The 16,672-nt window shown below is 51.3% G+C and carries 14 protein-coding genes; 6 read left to right on the top strand and 8 right to left on the bottom strand.

The features are described 5' to 3' along the window. Entirely contained in the window at window positions 1–2,790 is a 2,790-nt protein-coding gene (locus AC27N8_RS35320; protein WP_487074446.1) for a sensor histidine kinase, read from the top strand. Between the two features lie 128 nt (window positions 2,791–2,918). On the opposite strand, the gene AC27N8_RS35315 is transcribed toward AC27N8_RS35320, so the two are convergent. Continuing rightward, complete coding sequence (locus tag AC27N8_RS35315) at window positions 2,919–4,067, bottom strand: toll/interleukin-1 receptor domain-containing protein (protein WP_487074444.1); 1,149 nt, start codon at window positions 4,065–4,067, stop codon at window positions 2,919–2,921. A 386-nt stretch (window positions 4,068–4,453) separates the two neighbouring features. On the opposite strand from AC27N8_RS35315, the gene AC27N8_RS35310 reads away from it, so the two are divergent. Together AC27N8_RS35310 and AC27N8_RS35305 are read left to right on the top strand one after the other, a co-directional pair. Then, on the top strand, window positions 4,454–5,128 hold the full coding sequence (locus AC27N8_RS35310) for a PadR family transcriptional regulator (protein WP_487074442.1): 675 nt from the start codon (window positions 4,454–4,456) through the stop codon (window positions 5,126–5,128). A 34-nt stretch (window positions 5,129–5,162) separates the two neighbouring features. After that, window positions 5,163–6,431, top strand: coding sequence for an FAD-dependent oxidoreductase (locus AC27N8_RS35305; protein ID WP_487074440.1), 1,269 nt, complete (start codon window positions 5,163–5,165; stop codon window positions 6,429–6,431). A gap of 34 nt (window positions 6,432–6,465) precedes the next feature. Here the strand turns inward: AC27N8_RS35305 and AC27N8_RS35300 are convergent, their stop codons facing one another. From AC27N8_RS35300 to AC27N8_RS35280, 5 genes are all read right to left on the bottom strand, one after another. Further along, complete coding sequence (locus AC27N8_RS35300; protein ID WP_487074438.1) at window positions 6,466–7,998, bottom strand: FAD-dependent oxidoreductase; 1,533 nt, start codon at window positions 7,996–7,998, stop codon at window positions 6,466–6,468. 374 nt (window positions 7,999–8,372) lie between these two features. Further along, window positions 8,373–9,227: a hypothetical protein gene (locus AC27N8_RS35295; protein WP_487074436.1), complete on the bottom strand. Its 855-nt coding sequence runs from the start codon at window positions 9,225–9,227 to the stop codon at window positions 8,373–8,375. Between the two features lie 119 nt (window positions 9,228–9,346). After that, window positions 9,347–9,898, bottom strand: coding sequence for a DUF6230 family protein (locus AC27N8_RS35290; protein ID WP_487074434.1), 552 nt, complete (start codon window positions 9,896–9,898; stop codon window positions 9,347–9,349). Window positions 9,899–9,989: 91 nt separating this feature from the next. After that, window positions 9,990–10,439 (bottom strand): DUF6114 domain-containing protein, encoded by a 450-nt coding sequence (locus AC27N8_RS35285; RefSeq protein ID WP_487074432.1) that lies wholly within the window; start codon window positions 10,437–10,439, stop codon window positions 9,990–9,992. 189 nt (window positions 10,440–10,628) lie between these two features. Continuing rightward, window positions 10,629–11,198: a putative glycolipid-binding domain-containing protein gene (locus AC27N8_RS35280; RefSeq protein WP_487074430.1), complete on the bottom strand. Its 570-nt coding sequence runs from the start codon at window positions 11,196–11,198 to the stop codon at window positions 10,629–10,631. A gap of 260 nt (window positions 11,199–11,458) precedes the next feature. Between AC27N8_RS35280 and AC27N8_RS35275 the strand changes: the two genes are divergently transcribed. Continuing rightward, window positions 11,459–11,899: a nitroreductase/quinone reductase family protein gene (locus tag AC27N8_RS35275; RefSeq protein WP_487074428.1), complete on the top strand. Its 441-nt coding sequence runs from the start codon at window positions 11,459–11,461 to the stop codon at window positions 11,897–11,899. A gap of 191 nt (window positions 11,900–12,090) precedes the next feature. After that, complete coding sequence (locus AC27N8_RS35270) at window positions 12,091–12,822, top strand: TMEM175 family protein (protein WP_487074426.1); 732 nt, start codon at window positions 12,091–12,093, stop codon at window positions 12,820–12,822. Between the two features lie 18 nt (window positions 12,823–12,840). Here the strand turns inward: AC27N8_RS35270 and AC27N8_RS35265 are convergent, their stop codons facing one another. Both AC27N8_RS35265 and AC27N8_RS35260 read right to left on the bottom strand, forming a co-directional pair. Next, a complete protein-coding gene (locus tag AC27N8_RS35265; protein ID WP_487074424.1) occupies window positions 12,841–13,428 on the bottom strand; it encodes a TetR/AcrR family transcriptional regulator in 588 nt (195 codons plus the stop codon). 117 nt (window positions 13,429–13,545) lie between these two features. Then, window positions 13,546–15,918, bottom strand: coding sequence for an alpha/beta fold hydrolase (locus AC27N8_RS35260; protein ID WP_487074422.1), 2,373 nt, complete (start codon window positions 15,916–15,918; stop codon window positions 13,546–13,548). Window positions 15,919–16,205: 287 nt separating this feature from the next. Between AC27N8_RS35260 and AC27N8_RS35255 the strand changes: the two genes are divergently transcribed. Beyond that, window positions 16,206–16,649 carry a GNAT family N-acetyltransferase gene (locus AC27N8_RS35255; RefSeq protein ID WP_487074420.1) on the top strand — a complete coding sequence of 148 codons (444 nt, stop codon included), beginning with the start codon at window positions 16,206–16,208 and terminating at the stop codon, window positions 16,647–16,649. The last annotated feature ends 23 nt before the right edge of the window (window positions 16,650–16,672 follow it).

The raw sequence follows: 16,672 nt of genomic DNA, 5'->3' as shown, positions 1-16,672 counted from the left end.
ATGACGAATCTATTGCAAATATCAAACTCATCCAGGCCGCTGCAACGCTGGACGCTGCTCAGCCTCATTAGCGCTGCCTTGCTTGTGATCCTGGTCATCAACTGTCTCGACTATTTCGCCAATGGTGCCACCACGTTTCAGTTAGTGATCTTCGGATTTTCAGCCTGTACCGTTGGCATCTATCTTTTTCTGGGATCATTCATCTGGCTGTACACCTCCCATCACAACAAGCCATTGACGCGCTGCTTCTTCTGGTTCACCACTTCATTGGCCTTCGCCTTTGCCTCTGAGACATCGGCCGCCAACAATACGCTTTTTTTTTCCATTCTCGCCTCGACCAGCAGTACTAGCGCCCTGACCTCAATGTCGCTCTTCTTCTTCTACTTTCCTGAACTCGCGCCAGCGGTTCACATTACCTTTCGCTGGCCCCTGCATCGAAGAACTTCAGTGATACTCAACATCGTGCTGGGAGGTTGTGCTGCTCTCTGCATCCTCCTCTATGAGCTCACAAACGAGACCGAAAAAATCCTCCACATCAGCACCATCATCTGTTTTCTCGGCATCTCCCTCTGCGCCCTGACGCGCATGATCTACGCCTGGTGGTACTGCCTTCACTACCAGCAGCGTCAACAGCTCCAGCAGCTCAAATGGGTGGTGGGTGGATTTCTACTTGGCTCGGCTCCATTTTGGATCTTCACCTTGATACCGCAATGGAGCCCATCCTTCCGCTCCATCTTACCGCTTCCGGGAGAGCTCACAACGCTCCCATTGATCATCTTCCTGCTCGCCCTCTGCACTGCTCTGCTGCGCTATCAACTCCTGAGCTTCACAACCTATATTCGTCGCAGTCTGGTGATACTCGTCCGCGTGGTTGCCTGTATGATCGTGCTCTCCATCAGCCTGCTCCTGAGCAATGAACTATCCTATCTCTCGGAACCACACAATCTGCACCTGAACACCCAATACAGCCTCATCACTCTGATCGCCCTGATCGGCAGTATTCTCTCCTGGAAGTACGCTGAGCCATTTGTCGACCGCCTCTTCTTTCAGAACATCCGTCGTTATCGCACCATCTTCAACCAATCGCTCTACAGCTCGCTCCTCAGCGTCGACGACATCGCCCAACTCATCACCAGCACCGCTATTGAAGCCTTCAGCGTCCCGCAAGTTAACCTCTACTTGCTCGACGAAGTACAAGCCGTCTATCGCCTGACGCCAGCCATCCACAGCGGATCGCACGAGCTCTTCAGCACACTTTTCCGCCAGACGCTCGGGCAGATGCTTTATCGACGCCTTGGACAGCTTGAACCACTCGCCAGCATAGATGAGATAGACATCAACCATCCAGCCATCGAGCAGCTCACCGATGCGCCGCGCCCGCTCTTCCTCCAGGAGATGGCTCCCCACGACAGCCTTCGCCGTCTCAAACTGGGACGCTATCTATCGCCTGAAGGCTCGCAACCAGGAGACACCGTCCTTCTGGTACCGATCAACATCAGCAAAAGGCTCATCGGCATTCTTGTTCTGGGAGAGCGCGAGCAGCACCGCACCTACGCCAGCGAAGATTTCATGATTCTTGAGCTCCTCTTCAATCGCTTCCTGCCCATGCTTGAGTCGGCGAGGATCGCCGAACAGGGACAACGATACAACGAACTCCTCAACAATCTTTACACAGCCAGTTCCCTGGCAAGCACCGGCTTCATGGTCAGCACAGTCGAGCAAACGGCACGCCGCTACGCCATCTCAGTCTCGCTTGCCATCTCCGGCCGAGCCGACGTCTGGCTCAGGCAGCAGCCCGCGCCTGGACGCAAGCAGCGCTACACCTGTATCGTCTCAGAGGGCAATGTCCCCAGCATAGTATCGAACCCATCGCTGACATTAACGGCCGCAGAAGATTGGAATGCCTGCTTCTTTGAAACCTATGTGCCGGAGCAGATCCTCCCATCGCCATTCGCGGCGCCGCCTCTCTACTCATATGCCTGGCTCCCACTTCAGAGCGACAACAACCAGATCGGCATATTACTACTCACCTATGCGCGCCCACATTTCTTCTCAACCTACGAGCGACGCGCCCTCCAACTCTTCGCCAACTCATTTCTGGTCGCACTAGAGAATGCGCGCATGACCAACGAATTACAGGAGACCTACAGGCGGCAGCAAGACCTGGATCACATGCAGGATCGCTTTATCGACGAAGTCACCCGCCAGCTCCGCATCCCATTGACGCAGCTTCATGCAGACATCGAACAGATCGAGCAGCAACACGAAACGCTCCCGGAAGATCAGCGCGGTCAGCTCATCAAACACGCCTACAAAGCCAGCGAAGACCTCTCCATCCTGCTCAACACCATCTTCAGCGTCTCCGCGCCCCATAAAGACATCAACTTCGAAGCCCTTGAACTCATCCCCCTCATCCGCGACATCATCAACGAGCTCGACATCCCCGACCAACCCATCATCTACCACATCCCCGAAGGGACCATCGTCTCCACCGACGCCGAGCTCTTCCACCAGATCTGCTCCTCCATCTTAAAGCAGATCATCGTCCACACCCATCAGACCCTCAAAATCAGCGCCCGACACACCTTCGTCCACGTCGACCTCATCATCGAATGCATCGAAGCCCGGGACGCTCACGTCGCCCACATGACCTTCTCCCAGGCCCTGATCACCAGCCTGCTCAAAGAGATCAACGCCACTTTGGAAGTCGCCACCACCGACGACGGCAACGAAAGCATCACCATCGTCCTCCCCAAAGCCCAGATCCAGGACGAAGACCGCCCCTTGTAAAGGCGGGTCTTGCAATTCGCTTGATCTCGCTATGCCCTATTTCCAGTAAATCAGACAATATTACCTATACTGTCACATCACACTTCACTCATACTTAAGTCTGTATAATACAATAAAGAGAATATGTCTCACCCAGCAACTGTAAAGCTTATATTATCATAGTAGTTATCACTAAAAGGGACACTACTGCATCCAACTATATCAGTCAGGATCTCCAGATTCAATTTATACGGTGCTCCAGAAACTGGTAAGAGAGGGAAATCAGCATTCTCCTGTATTGTTTGATCAATACCCAGTGTAAAATTACGAGAGGTAGTACTCATCTGTCCCTTCGCTAGAAGAGTTGTGCCGCTTTTATCCTGAAGCTCAAAAGATTCAATAAAGAACTTACAAGAAGTTTTACCCCTATTATGAAGCAGAAAATCCCAATGGGTTGACTGAGTACCTGAATCAACATCAATATTATTCAATGTTACATCTAATGGATAGTTACAATTGTTACATCCTATTAGTAAGTTACAATTGCTACAAGGGATTGCTAAAGAACTTTTTGGACTCTTAAGAGCATCGTTTTGTGCTCCTTTTGGAGTACTCTGTACAGATACTAATGTCGTTGGCATATCAATATCACTAAAATGATTGGCATTATTTGATATGTTAGAATAATACATCAAGGCAGCCCCTACACTAAAAAGGATAACTGCAACCAGAGCGAGTAAGATACCAATCTTTTTGCGCGAGTTTCTCTGTAAAAACATAGGTTGATGCCCCACGTCAGGTGGTTGCCTCGATTGAGCATCTACACTCAGCTTCACTGGGGGTGTCCTTAATCTCTGGATAGCCCTCTCAACCTCATTAGCAATATCTCGGAGAGCTTTACCTTGATCAAGCTGTCCACTTATCGGCTCTCCATTTCTTGGTACCACTTGCATAGAATTTAGTATAGGAACATTTTTCCAGTCAGCAGGACGTATAATCACCGGGATTGTAACAGCTTCCTGGTTCACATGCCTCACCAGTGCCGTTCTCATTGCTACCTCATAGCAGTAATCATCAACTAAAAATTCTGGACTTATCAGTAGTAGAAAAAGATCCGCGCTAGCTAAATGCGTTTGAATTTCTTCATCCACACACGCTCCCAAAGGAATTTGAGCTTTTTCCCAGAATACAAGTCGACCTTGCCGCTCTTGCACTGCTAACTGATTACGCAACTTCTCAAAAAAAATCCGATCTTCTTCCGCTACGCAACAAAAAATTTTAACAGGCTGACCCATCATTTTCTCCTACGAGAGGCCCCTTACAGTACATCCATATAAAGAGCAAAGCAGTAAATTTTTATCTATTACTATATAATATGAACATACCTAAAATTTTGGTGTGTGGCAAGATATTTTGTCTTAATAGCAAATCTGGCTATCAAGAGCATCGCATAATTATTTATGTTTATCTGGGTATCGTAAGACTTGTATATAATCATATCCTAACTGTACTGCCTGATGGCAAGCTCAGCTCACGGTTAAGGCCGCACACCAAAGGTAAATAAAGCAGCATAGATCCTCCTCCTCTCCATAAATTGTCCATCCCATTGACAAATATTGCTTCATGAGATATTATTCCCATATCAACTAGTCGAGTCAGAAATAGTTTGGCAAGGAATAGATATATGGCGAAGCGCAAAGTCTCAAACCTCTTAGCACTGGCCGTCTTATCGCTACTGACGGAGCGTCCCATGCACACCTACGAGATGTCCTCTGTGATGCGTGAACGCGGGCTAGCAGGAGTAATCAAGTTGAACCAGAGCTCGCTCTACTCGACGATCGAGGCGTTGCAGCGCGAAGGATGGATAATTGCTGTGGAGACGCAGCGTGAGGGACGTTATCCGGAGCGGACCATCTACGGGACAACCGAGTCTGGACAGACTGAATTCTTTGACTGGCTACGCTCACTGATCCGTCAGCCAGCGACAGAATACACACAATTTGCGGCTGGACTGGCATTCATCGGACATCTCACGCCGCAGGATGTTGTGAAGCTGCTCCAGGAGCACACGAGTTTCCTTCAGGAGCAGATCAGCCACGAGGAGGAGGGGATTAAGGAAGCGAACAGACTCAGAGTAGATCGTCTCTTCCTCATAGAGAATCTCTACACGTTAGCGATACTCGAAGCAAAGACCTCCTTTATTGCACACCTCATCCGCGAGATCGGCGATGGCACACTGACCGAACAGCGCGATGGACAACAGGTCTGGAAGGTCACGCATCCAGAGCTGGCGTTGCTGGGCAGTGAAGAGGCCAGGGAACAGAAACAGGCCGATATGTCATCAAAGCAGGAAGAATAGAAAGAGCAAGAAGACATCAAGAAAGGAAATCACGATGCCAAACAGTCATAAAAAAGCGTTGATCGTTGGATGCGGACTCACCGGCCCAACCTTAGCACTCTTTCTCAAGCGAGCAGGAATTGAGTCAGAGATCTATGAAGCGCGGACAACAGCCGAGGGTTACGCTTTATCGCTCGCCAGCAACGGCGTGGCGGTGCTCAAAATGCTCTCACTTGACACGCCAACCTTTGCAGAAGGTTCTCCAATCACCAGAGCCGTGATGTGGAATGGGAAAGGGAGACAGCTTGCCGCGATGCCATTAGCGGGAGCAGGAGAAAAAAGCATCTTCATCAAGCGTGTCCCTCTGGGACAGATCCTCTCCGACGAAGCCGAGCGCCAGGGTATCAAAATAATGCATGGCAAGAAGCTACAAGCCATCGAGCAGACAGAACAAGGAGGCGTGATTGCCACCTTCCAGGATGGCACACAGGCCAGCGGAGATCTCCTGATCGGCTGTGATGGTGTCCACTCGCGCACACGTCAGCTCATCCCCCCGACCTATCCTGGAGCAGTCGCCACGGGATTAATGAATCGCGGCGGCTACACCTACAGCTTAGACCTGGCACCAACCGACAACACCTTCCACTTCATCTTCGGCAAGCGAGCATTTTTCGGCTATCACATCCTCGCCTCCAAGGAGATCGACTGGTTTGTCAACTACCCCTACGCCGCCGAGACGACAGCGCACGAGACAAAGAACGCGCCAACAGAAGGCACTCCCGACAAACAGAAACAACACTTGCTTGAACTGTTCCGCGATGATCAACCATATATCAGAGAGATCATTCAAGCGGCCGAAACCATCATTCCTGAATTTCCAACCTACATCCTCCCAGAGCCACCGACCTGGCACAAAGGATCAGTCGTGCTGGCGGGAGACGCCGCCCACGCCATCTCATCCAGCTCAGGACAAGGAGCGTCGATGGCCCTCGAGGACGCCGCCATCCTGGCCAAATGCCTGCGCGACATCCCAGAGACAGAGCAAGCCTTTGAGACCTACGCACAACTCCGTCAAGAGCGGGTAAAAAAAATGCTCACGCAGGGCATCAACGGAGACGCCGGCAAGCACGCATCGGGCACACTACAGACATGGTGGCGCGATCAAATGACAGCCGTTTTCCTCACCATCTTCGGCACCTCAAAATCCGTCCGCTGGATCTATGACTACAAAATCGACTGGGACATCCCTCTCACAGAGCACACACCCAATCTTGACAACCAGCAAAAAAAGGATACACCTCTTCACCATGAATTAAGACAGTAGCGAAGAGGTGTATCCCTTTATACCTACAACCAGACTACGCAGCGCCGCTCCCCGCGGGACCAGGGAACGAGAATGCAAAAGCAGGAACGACCTTCTCAATGATCTCGGCGGGCGACAACTGATATGTTGCGACGAGCTCATGCAGTTCCTGAGATCCTGCGGAAGCGGCTTCGGCCTCGAGGAGCAGGGAGAGCGTAGGAGCATTAAAAACCGCCGCAGGAGGAATAGTCAACCCGTTGAGCAGGATAAATTTGACGAGCGTGGGCTGAGGGGATTTCAGGACAAGTTCGTCCTCGACCGGATGCTCCTGAGCATAGATATAGTACAGATCGAGATAGCGATGGATTAGTGCCACATCCTGAGGTTTATCGGGTCCCTCATACGTTGTACGGGGATTGCGCAGATCAGAGATCGCACTGAGCCACCAGGCTGGAGAAAGCGCATTGTGCAGGCGCTGTAATGTTCTGCGTTCGAAATCTGGCTGAGGATCGCTCCTTTGAGCTTCCAGAGAAACTGCGAGCGCCTCCGCTTCGATGGCCGCCACTGTCATACCCTGTCCATAGATCGGATCAAAGTGGCAGAACGCATCTCCGACAGCCAGCAGACCAGCGGGCCAGCGCTCCGCCTGCTCGTAGTGATGACGTACCGAAACGGGCACGCGATAGCCGCGAGGGGGAGTCAAAGCTTCAGACTTTTTCAAGGCAGCGGCAAGCTCTTCACCGAGACGGGGAAGCTGCGCGATTTCCTGCTCAAAGCCCTCCACATCAAGCGCTGGATACTTGCCGCCGGTAGAAAAGAGCGTCACCCACAACGTATCATGTTCGATCGGCGAGATACCCACACCACTTCTTCCCTCAGCCGGAATCTCATCGATCACCATAGTTCCAACGGCATCCATCGTCTCGGGAGAGGTCTTATAATAAGACGTACTATAGCCGATATCCGCCCTGACATGTGCCTCGGCTGGTAGGACATAATCCAGCTCCTGAAGCCACTGCGACAGTTTGGACGAGCGTCCACTGGCATCGACCACCAGATCGGCTGAGACCGCCGTACGCTCATCAAGCTGTCCACGCTCGCGCAGATAGACACCTGAAACGCGCGTATTATCGAGAGTAACCTGCAATCCAATCACCTCTTTATTCGCCAGAAAGCGCACATTCGATAAAGCCTGCACGCGTTGACGCACCTCCCACTCAAGCAGCGCCCGGCTACAGGAGGCATCTTTTTCTGGCTGATAGGCTCTATACATTCCATTAGGATTCACCATCCGCGCCAGCTTTCCCAGTACCGGATAGGCTCCAGCCGCAATTAAATCGTCAACATAGCCAGGGAAAAAGCCCTCCAGGATCATCTTGCCGCGTGGCAGAATCCGATGCACATGAAACGCCTGCGGCGTACCTGCACGTGTCTCCAGGCTGTCAGGAAAAGCATCGCGCTCGACAACCAGAACATCCTCATAATAATCAGAAAGCGTGCGAGCAGCAAGCAGGCCGGCCATACCCGCTCCGATCACCAATGCCTGCTTATTATTGCCTTGCTCAAAAGTTAAATCATTATTTACCATAAAAAATATCCTTATCTTATCTTTGGACCAACAAAAATGCACAATAGCAGTCGCGCCATAGACCTCAAAGCCATCGGTATTACACCTATTTACTAGCAAATAATGCAATTAAAACTATACGATACACACAAATCACTGTCAACCATCATGCTATTCAATCGGGGCTTTCTCATTTCCCACCCAGAGACTGAGGCGAGTAGCTTGAAGATTTTAGACATGCAAGCATCGTTATAACTACACTTTACAGTTCTTACCACACCAAGTAATGAAAAGGTGCTATTACAAAACCTATAGAAGAGTATAGAGGATTGGAAAGTAAGGTGGTAGAACATTAGAGGGCGTTTTGACAGCGTTTCAAGAGCGTTTCTTTCCTCTCAACTGACTGTCAGACCATTGATCGTGATCGACTGCATATCGATAGAGCGATCGACCTGCAACCTCACATGTGTCATGGTCAGAGTCTTGACCGTACCGCCGGCCAGCAGGATCAGCAGATCAGCTTTATTGGTAAAGCTCCCCAGAGCAGTAATAAACTCCTGAAACACCGATGTTTTGATGGCAGCGCCGCTCCCAAAGACGCTTCCACCGGCACTGAGGACGATGGAGAGGTAGGTAAGTTTCATATCCTGGATGCTGACAGTTGAGAAACTCAAGATCGGATGCAGAGGATCAGCCCGACTCAAGCGAGCGTTGGTTCCCACGATCTTTGAAGCGGTGAGCGTAAAGGTCCCGCTGGCCGACAGTTGTGGTAGTGGACCAGTTGAGCCTGGAGGCGGTGTCGCTGTTGGGGTCAGGGTTGATGGAGGTGTTGGAGATGCTGTCGCAGTCGGCGTTGGGGTCACAGTTCCTCTGTGTATCGGCGTAGCGGACGGTATTGGCAGAGGAGGTAATGTCACGGTTGCCGTGGGAGTGATGCCTGGTAGAGAGATGGTAGTCGGTATCGGAGTTGGCGTCGCTGTGGCTGTGGGAGTGACGCCTGGAGTTGCTGTCGCTTTGGGCGTAGGTGTACAGATCGGGATAGGGATAAGTTTTACAGTAGGAACGGGTATCGGCACAGGGAGGCACAGCTTTTCAGCAGACGTACTGCCACTCAGCGCCTGCTGTGATGCCTCGACGGAGGTGCTGGCGAACGCGGGCAGCATAAAAAGAACATTGCTAACCAGAAAAGCTGTGACCAGGACCAGACAGATTTTTCTATAGTAAGTGCTTGCTACCTTATTTCTATCCATAGCGACCTGTTTTCCTCAAGGGGGGAGAGCGAAGAGCAATGTAACCAGGGGAAAACTCTTCGCCAGATTGCAACCTATCATCTATGCATCAATCAATGAATGGTGATCAAAGCCACTGGCTAGTGGCTCAAGGCGATTGAGAGGCCAGGCAGCGTGATACTATTGATCAACAGATACGGCGTATTGATCGTCGCATTGGTAAACGTCGCGCTCCCTGAGCTAATCTCGAAGCCTTCCTTACCGGCGGCATTAATCGACATATTCTGGAATTGTGCCTGCTCAAGGGTCATTCCGGTAGAATCGACCGTCAGCCCCTTGATATTCACAGGAGTACTGGCACCGGCACTCAAAGTCAGCGTAACATTGCCAAAAATGGGGACGCTAAAGCTCTTAATGATCTGCAAGTCAGTGATAGTCGTATCCATCTGGACAACGCCGACGGGCGTCGAGTTATCTGCGCCGGACACTCCCGGATAAAGATGGAAGTTGCTCCCCTGTAAGGTCCGTCCCTTCACCACAAATGGCACCGGGATAGCAGCGGCGGCAGCTACAGCGCCTTGCGACACCATCGTCACCATCACAACCAGGATCAGCAGAGCGACCAGGAAAATCGTCCAAAAAACCTTGCGATTGGTCTGTCCAATCATCGGCGTATCGAGGCTCAGTGACATACCAGTATGCTCCTTTGTATACGTGTCATAGATCGCACTATCGATATCCAAGCTAAAATCACACAAAAAATCAAGCGCAGGAAGAAAGGGATCAGCCCGGAGAGTCTGATTGGGCCGATGGAGTTGGTAAGAGGGCAGCAGGAACCAATCGGGAGCGTTCCACGGGACGCCAGGCGATACAGAGCGCGCTCCCAATCACGCCGAGCAGCAGACCGATGCCGCAGCCACCGAAGGACGCGACCAACAGCGAGACAAGCGAGAGGACAATTCCAATCGAGCCCGTAATCACGGCATGGGCGGGCAAAAAAAGCGGAATCAACCCCATCACCAGTAGCAGACCTCCAACCAGAATAGCTGCCCAGAGCGATTGCGCGAGGAAGGCAAGCGATAAGAAGAAGACTGCGTCTCCAAGCATGATAGCCGCACCCAGCATCATTAAAAGAGAGCCCCAGAAAGGTCGGGTATGGCGCCAGAGCCGAAACTTCGACCAGTTCTGCCAGCCTTCAAAGGGGTCCTGACGTGCCCTATCTTGAGTATTCATAGGAAACTCCTTTTTCCATCTTCGCTCTCTCACAGCACAGTCAGAGAGACGAAAGCCTGAACACAGCTCAAAATTCGCGCAGATCGCGCCGCAAACCGCACAAAAATGACTGACAGTCAGTCATTTATCTTATATGAAGTATAAGTATAACTCGATCGTCTGTCAAGAGAAGATGCATCTCCGGGACTATCATCTCACCCGTTGCCAGATACCCGGATAATCCACTACCAATCCCTGAGCATCTACCGGCAAGTCAAACGATGAATTACCCTCCAGGCCCTCATAGCGATACATCCCCTCCGAGGCCATGTCCGAGAGACACGTATAGCGCTGTCGCACCGGTCGAATACTGAGATCAGGCACAGAAATGTAGACCACCAGAATCTCCGCACTCTCACCCTCAGTGAGTCCCAGACGACGAATGGGCAACGTATTAGTGAAGGGAGTGCGCGAAATATCGATCTCCAGACATCCATCCAGAAATGAATTGGCAACACCAGCCTCATCGGTCCAATGGCCTTTGCCATCAGCGAACAGGTGCACCTGCTTACCACCCTCGCCCCCAACCTGCAAGCGACATTCTCGCACATTCCAATTACTATCTACACGCACCATATATCCGAGACGAAAAGGAACGCCCTCCTCAATACCCAGCATCAGACTATCCGCGACGACTCCCTGGTCGTTCTCAACCAGATGAAGTTGCTCTAAACCGATACCGATCAGTTCGCGAGGAGCCCACCAGATATATGATTCCATCGACATACCTCCATATGAATACAGCTAGACACATCTAAAAACATGCTTGATGCAACATTTTTTCCTTTTTGTTGCATACGTAACAAAAGAGAAGATTTGATGCTTGCCTTATCTTCCAGTCAGAGCTACACTATCAGTGTAACGGACTGATGCCTTTGCAACAATGTGTCGTTACAACGGACGAAAAAGAGATTTTTCCTGGATTCTCTTTGCTGCAAGGCGCTAGAGGCGTAGAACATTTTATCACAAGGAAGATATACATGACTGAGATACAAGACATGAACGACTGGGATCGTCAGATTATCGAAGAATTCCGGGCGAACGAAGGTAAGGTTGGAGGTCCATTGGCTGGTGCCCCCCTGCTCCTGCTGACCACAAAAGGAGCCAAAAGCGGCAAACCGCGCACCCTCCCACTGGCATACTTGTCCGAAGGAGGCCGTATCTACATTTTCGCCGGGAATAGGGGCGCGCCAACCAACCCAGGTTGGTATCACAACCTGGTCGCGCATCCTGACGTCACAGTTGAACTGGGCACAGAAACCTTCGAGGCCAGAGCCATCGTCATGGACAGCGCAGAGGCGGATCGCCTCGGTCGCCTCCAGGTACAAAAAATCCCAAGTCTCGCAGATCTTATGGAGAAAATCACACGCCAGGTCCCTGCCGTGCTGCTGGAACGCAAAACGGAAAAAGAGCCCTCATAAGATATCGAGGATGCTGCTAGCATCCTCAACGATCATTTCCCTTTTCCTCTTGAAAAGGAAGGCTTAAGCAATCAGCTCTCACACAAATATTCGAGCAAGAAAAGGCATAGCCTCACACAGCTACCTACTAGCGTAATCCTCTGGCGCTATGTTAAAATTGCGTCATTGAAATAGATTACCAGGAGAGATTTGTGGAGAGAACAGAAAAGCAAACCCGATCAAATGGATTGCCTGATAATAGGATTGATCCTACAGAGCCGTTGCCTGATGGCAGATCCGCCAACGAAGACCGTATCGCGATGCTCAGCGATGGGGTCTTCGCGATCGCCATCACATTGCTGGTATTGGATATTCGACTTCCTGAAAATCTAACCCCCAACAATTTCGTACAGACTTTTACGGGCGATTTTCTCATCAAGATAATTTTCTATGCGATCACATTTATCATCATTGCACGTAACTGGCTGAGCCATCGACATCTCCTACGCTTAGTTCAATCCGTCAACAGACATTTCCTCGTCGCCAATCTTTTATTTTTAGCCCTTGTCGCCTTTTTTCCAGCCGCATCGAATGTTATCGAGGTATATGGACATTATCAATTGGCTGTGATTCTTTATACTCTTGTCATCGCCATTTGTGGATACGCCTCATTATATCTCTGGTATTATGCTTTACATCACCATTTCATGATCCAGGAAAAGTTCGATATCCGCTCAATTCGCTTTAGATTGTCCGCAGTAGCAGTTACTCCGACATTTTTGCTCATTTCACTTCTGCTGCTTTTCATTCCTAACCCCAATCCCCCCATTATTTTTTTCTCCTGGCTTCTCATCCCAGTTATTACAGTTATATTCAAAAGAATCTATGTAAAGAAGGAGACCTACCAGGGCAAATTGCGTAATGCTGCCCTGACGGATGATTAATCCTCTTGCCTGTAGATTTCAAACAGCCAGAGACTGGCGTACAAAGCGGGCGGCCTCCTCGATATAGACTTCAGGAGCGATCGGTGAGTGATAGACATAGCACTGATCGGCAGCATAGTAGATGGCCCCAACGATCAGGATGGCTGTGACTTCAGGATTAATACTGGAGCGTACGACGCCCGCCTGCTGAGCTCGATGGATAGCTTCGGCGATCAGGGCATGATAGGGAGCGAAGACGTGAGAGTTGCCCTCTTCGGCTTCAAGCCAGTGGATACCTGAGTGAGTCAGGGCCAGGACATCCCGATACTCGCCCATGATGCGAAAGGCGGACGCGACACTCTTATCGATCATATCGTCAAGAGCGCTCGACTCGGCATAGGAGGCACGCAGAGCCCGCTCGATATTGCCTTGAACCTCATCAGCCAGCGTCTTCACCAGAGAGATCTTCGAGGGGAAATACAGATAAAACGTCCCCTGAGCCACACCGGCTCGTGAAACAATCTCGGAGACGGTTGTCGCCTCAAACCCTTTTTCAGCCAGAACCTGACGCGCCACCTTGAGCAGTTCAGCGCGGCGCACCTGAGTTTTTGCCTGTCTTGATGACATCTTCCCAATACCTTTAATTTCAGACACGTACCAGAAAACACCCCCTCCAGTGTATCATGAAAGCACAACAGTTCTCACCGCGTGCTTTCAAAGCGCCATCCACCTTTAAAGTAGCGCCTAATGGGACGCCAGCTCATGCAAGACATAAGCCGAAGCGTCAAAACGGCGCGTCCGATAGCGATACTCAAAAGTAAAGCCCGGCCAGATCGTCGCATTATGTCCACTGGCATCCAGATACCAGCTCATGCAGCCCGCAGCCCAGATCGTCCCCGGCATCCGGCGCTCCATCTCTGCCTTAAAAGCGGCCTGCGCCGCCGGACGTACCTCGACCGTGCGTACCTGACGCTGCTCCATCACACGCAGAGCATCCAGGACATAAGCAATCTGAGACTCGATCATATAGACGAGCGAATTGTGTCCCAGGCCTGTATTTGGACCCGTCATTAAAAAGAAATTCGGGAAGCCCGCCACAGTCATACCCAGATACGCATTGGGTTGTGTCTGCCATGCCTCCGTGAGCGTCCGCCCATCGCGTCCAGAGATATGCTGGGGCAACTGAGTATCGTTCACGTGGAAGCCCGTACCGCAGATCAACGCATCGACCTCATACTCCTGCCCATCCATCGTCACAACGCTGTGAGGACGCACCTCGCGCAGATGATCTGTGATCACGTCGACGTTAGGACGGCTTACTGCTGGATAGAAATCGTTCGAGATTAAGATCCGCTTGCATCCCATGGCATAGTGGGGAGTTAATTTGGCTCGCAGAACGGGATCGGGCACTTGTCGCGCCAGATGTGCCTGCGCAATTTTTATCGCATTCTTCATCAACTCAGGTTTATAGATAAAACCTATCACCGTGCGCTCATTTCTGATATAGATCTTGAGCCGCTTGAGGCGCTGGAGTAAAGGAAAGTAGCGAAACTTTGTCCGCTCGCTGGCGGGGATCGGATAATCCAGGCGCGGCATGATCCAGGGAGGAGTGCGTTGAAAAAGGAACAGATGCTCGACCAGTGGCTGTATCCGTGGAACAAATTGGATCGCGGACGCGCCGGTTCCCACGACCGCGACGCGCTGGCCGCGCAGATCGTAATCGTGAAGCCAGCGAGACGAATGAAACATCGTCCCCTCAAAGCGCTCGATACCTGGGATAGCGGGGAAAGACGGCTCGGTCAGCGGCCCATTGCCACAGACAAAAATGTCGGCGGTCAACTCCCCTTGAGACGTCGTCAAATGCCAGCGCTGATCATCTTCGTGCCAGGAAGCATCAAGCACCGCATGCTGCCACAGGATATGGGGCAAGATCTCAAAGCGATCGGCGCAGTGGCGTAGATAGTCATGGATCTCTGCCTGACTGGGATACATATGACTCCACTCAGGATTAGGTGCAAAGGAAAAAGAATAGAGCTGCGATGGAATATCGCAAGCGCAGCCTGGATACGTATTATCGCGCCACGTACCACCTATATCGCTCGCCTGCTCAAGCACCAGAAAGTCCTCGTAGCCAGATTGTTTCAAGCGGATCGCCATCCCCAGACCAGAGAAGCCCGTACCCAGCACCGCGATATGTGTATGACGAACCGCAACATCGCCTTTGGGCGACGTAACCTCAGAAGAGAGAGGTTGCGGCTCATCTGTTGGGAGAGCCACAACCTGCTTACGTGCAGCATCATGAAACATAGACAAATCCTCCACTGGATCAGCCTTGCCAGGCGCATCATTGCCCACAGCAACCGCCGCTATACCGACCTCCTGCCCCTGCAAGAAGCGCAGCAAAGCATCATTAAACGCACGAGGTTGTTCAAACATACAGAAATGATTCGCTTGCGCGAGGATCAGCAACCGCGATCCTACCAGACCCTCATGCAGCGGACGACTCATGGAGAGTGGAAGCAGATCATCTTCAGCGCCCCAGATCAGCAACGTCGGCACTCGAACAGATGCAATTACCTCAGCCGCATCAAGTGTGAGAATTTGTCGTGCCGCCTTGAGCACCACGGCAGGACCAGCCCGCAGACTGTCATAAGCGATATAGGGCCAGAAGGACGGCATCGTCCGCCCGATCGCCTTAAAGGCCAGATACTGATTTCGCCTGAAATTACTTGTCTCGAAAGGAGCGCCAATTGAATCGACCAGCACCAGATGCCGTACCTTCTCCCGACGCAACGCCGCCAGAGCCATCGCCACATAGCCTCCCATAGAATGTCCCACCACATGAGCGGAATCCAGTCCCACCGCCTGCATCCAGTCATCGAGCCAGGACGAACATGCGTGAAGATCAAAATCTCTGCGCAAATGGCTCAGCAAGCCAAACCCTGGCAGATCAACCAGATACACATGATAATGTTCAGCGAGGGCTGGAACATTGCGATACCACACCCGCGACGACTCTGCAAGCCCATGGATCATCACCAGCGGCTCACCATCGCCCAGCACCTCCTCATACCATATCGACAAGCCATTCATCATCACAGAACGCCGCAAAAGCATCGCGCACCTCTCACAACCCAAAAGTAGCGTCGTGCCCTTGGGCACGATGTCCCACTCGACGCACGATCAAGCTCCTCAGCGTTTACGCCATGAGCGAACCACTCGACGCACAATCAAGCTCCCCCAACGTTTACGCCATGAGCGAAACAGCACCTTAAAAAGATGACTACCAGTCATATATTTGACTATGCGTTAAAATTGGCACAAAGTCAAGGAAAACGACTCACAATGTAGTAATATAAGAGAAAGAAACTCAAATTATAAGAACTAGAAAGTCGATCTATCGCATGTCAGTACCAGAAAATCACCTGCACGCCATTCCAATTGAAAAAGCATATCCGCTCAGACGCCGCATTCTCAGACCCACCCTGACCATTGAAGCTTGCAAATATCCATTTGACCATGCAGCTGAAAGCCTGCACATCGGCTACTTCCAGGATGATCAGCTACTGGGAGTGGGATCGATCGTGCCCGATGCGCGTGAAAACACAACGGCCCCCTATAGTTGGAGAGTACGTGGTATGGCTGTCCTGGAGGAGGCACGTGGCATGAGTGTCGGAAGTCAGATTCTGAGCGCGTTGATTGCTCACGCCGCCACGCACCCTGGAGAGATCTGGTGCAATGGCCGCATCAAGGCCAAAAACTTTTACGAGCGCCATGGATTTGTGGCACACGGACCAATCTTCGACATCCCCTACGCAGGCCCACATCTGCTTTTCGTCAAACCCTGACTACTAATAATTTCTATGCTTCT

It is taken from the genome of Dictyobacter sp. Z7_2, assembly GCF_057551105.1.
The sequence above is the reverse complement of the archived record's forward strand: the minus strand, read 5'-3'. Positions and strand labels throughout refer to the sequence as shown.

Excerpts from the sequence above, each read along its gene's own strand:
- AC27N8_RS35275 (WP_487074428.1), top strand. The coding sequence starts at position 11,459 with ATGACTGAGATACAAGACATGAACGACTGGGATCGTCAGATTATCGAA.
- AC27N8_RS35310 (WP_487074442.1), top strand. The coding sequence starts at position 4,454 with ATGGCGAAGCGCAAAGTCTCAAACCTCTTAGCACTGGCCGTCTTATCG.
- AC27N8_RS35320 (WP_487074446.1), top strand. The coding sequence starts at position 1 with ATGACGAATCTATTGCAAATATCAAACTCATCCAGGCCGCTGCAACGC.
- AC27N8_RS35300 (WP_487074438.1), bottom strand. The coding sequence starts at position 7,998 with ATGGTAAATAATGATTTAACTTTTGAGCAAGGCAATAATAAGCAGGCA.
- AC27N8_RS35315 (WP_487074444.1), bottom strand. The coding sequence starts at position 4,067 with ATGATGGGTCAGCCTGTTAAAATTTTTTGTTGCGTAGCGGAAGAAGAT.
- AC27N8_RS35260 (WP_487074422.1), bottom strand. The coding sequence starts at position 15,918 with ATGCTTTTGCGGCGTTCTGTGATGATGAATGGCTTGTCGATATGGTAT.
- AC27N8_RS35265 (WP_487074424.1), bottom strand. The coding sequence starts at position 13,428 with ATGTCATCAAGACAGGCAAAAACTCAGGTGCGCCGCGCTGAACTGCTC.
- AC27N8_RS35285 (WP_487074432.1), bottom strand. The coding sequence starts at position 10,439 with ATGAATACTCAAGATAGGGCACGTCAGGACCCCTTTGAAGGCTGGCAG.
- AC27N8_RS35255 (WP_487074420.1), top strand. The coding sequence starts at position 16,206 with ATGTCAGTACCAGAAAATCACCTGCACGCCATTCCAATTGAAAAAGCA.
- AC27N8_RS35280 (WP_487074430.1), bottom strand. The coding sequence starts at position 11,198 with ATGGAATCATATATCTGGTGGGCTCCTCGCGAACTGATCGGTATCGGT.
- AC27N8_RS35295 (WP_487074436.1), bottom strand. The coding sequence starts at position 9,227 with ATGGATAGAAATAAGGTAGCAAGCACTTACTATAGAAAAATCTGTCTG.
- AC27N8_RS35305 (WP_487074440.1), top strand. The coding sequence starts at position 5,163 with ATGCCAAACAGTCATAAAAAAGCGTTGATCGTTGGATGCGGACTCACC.
- AC27N8_RS35290 (WP_487074434.1), bottom strand. The coding sequence starts at position 9,898 with ATGTCACTGAGCCTCGATACGCCGATGATTGGACAGACCAATCGCAAG.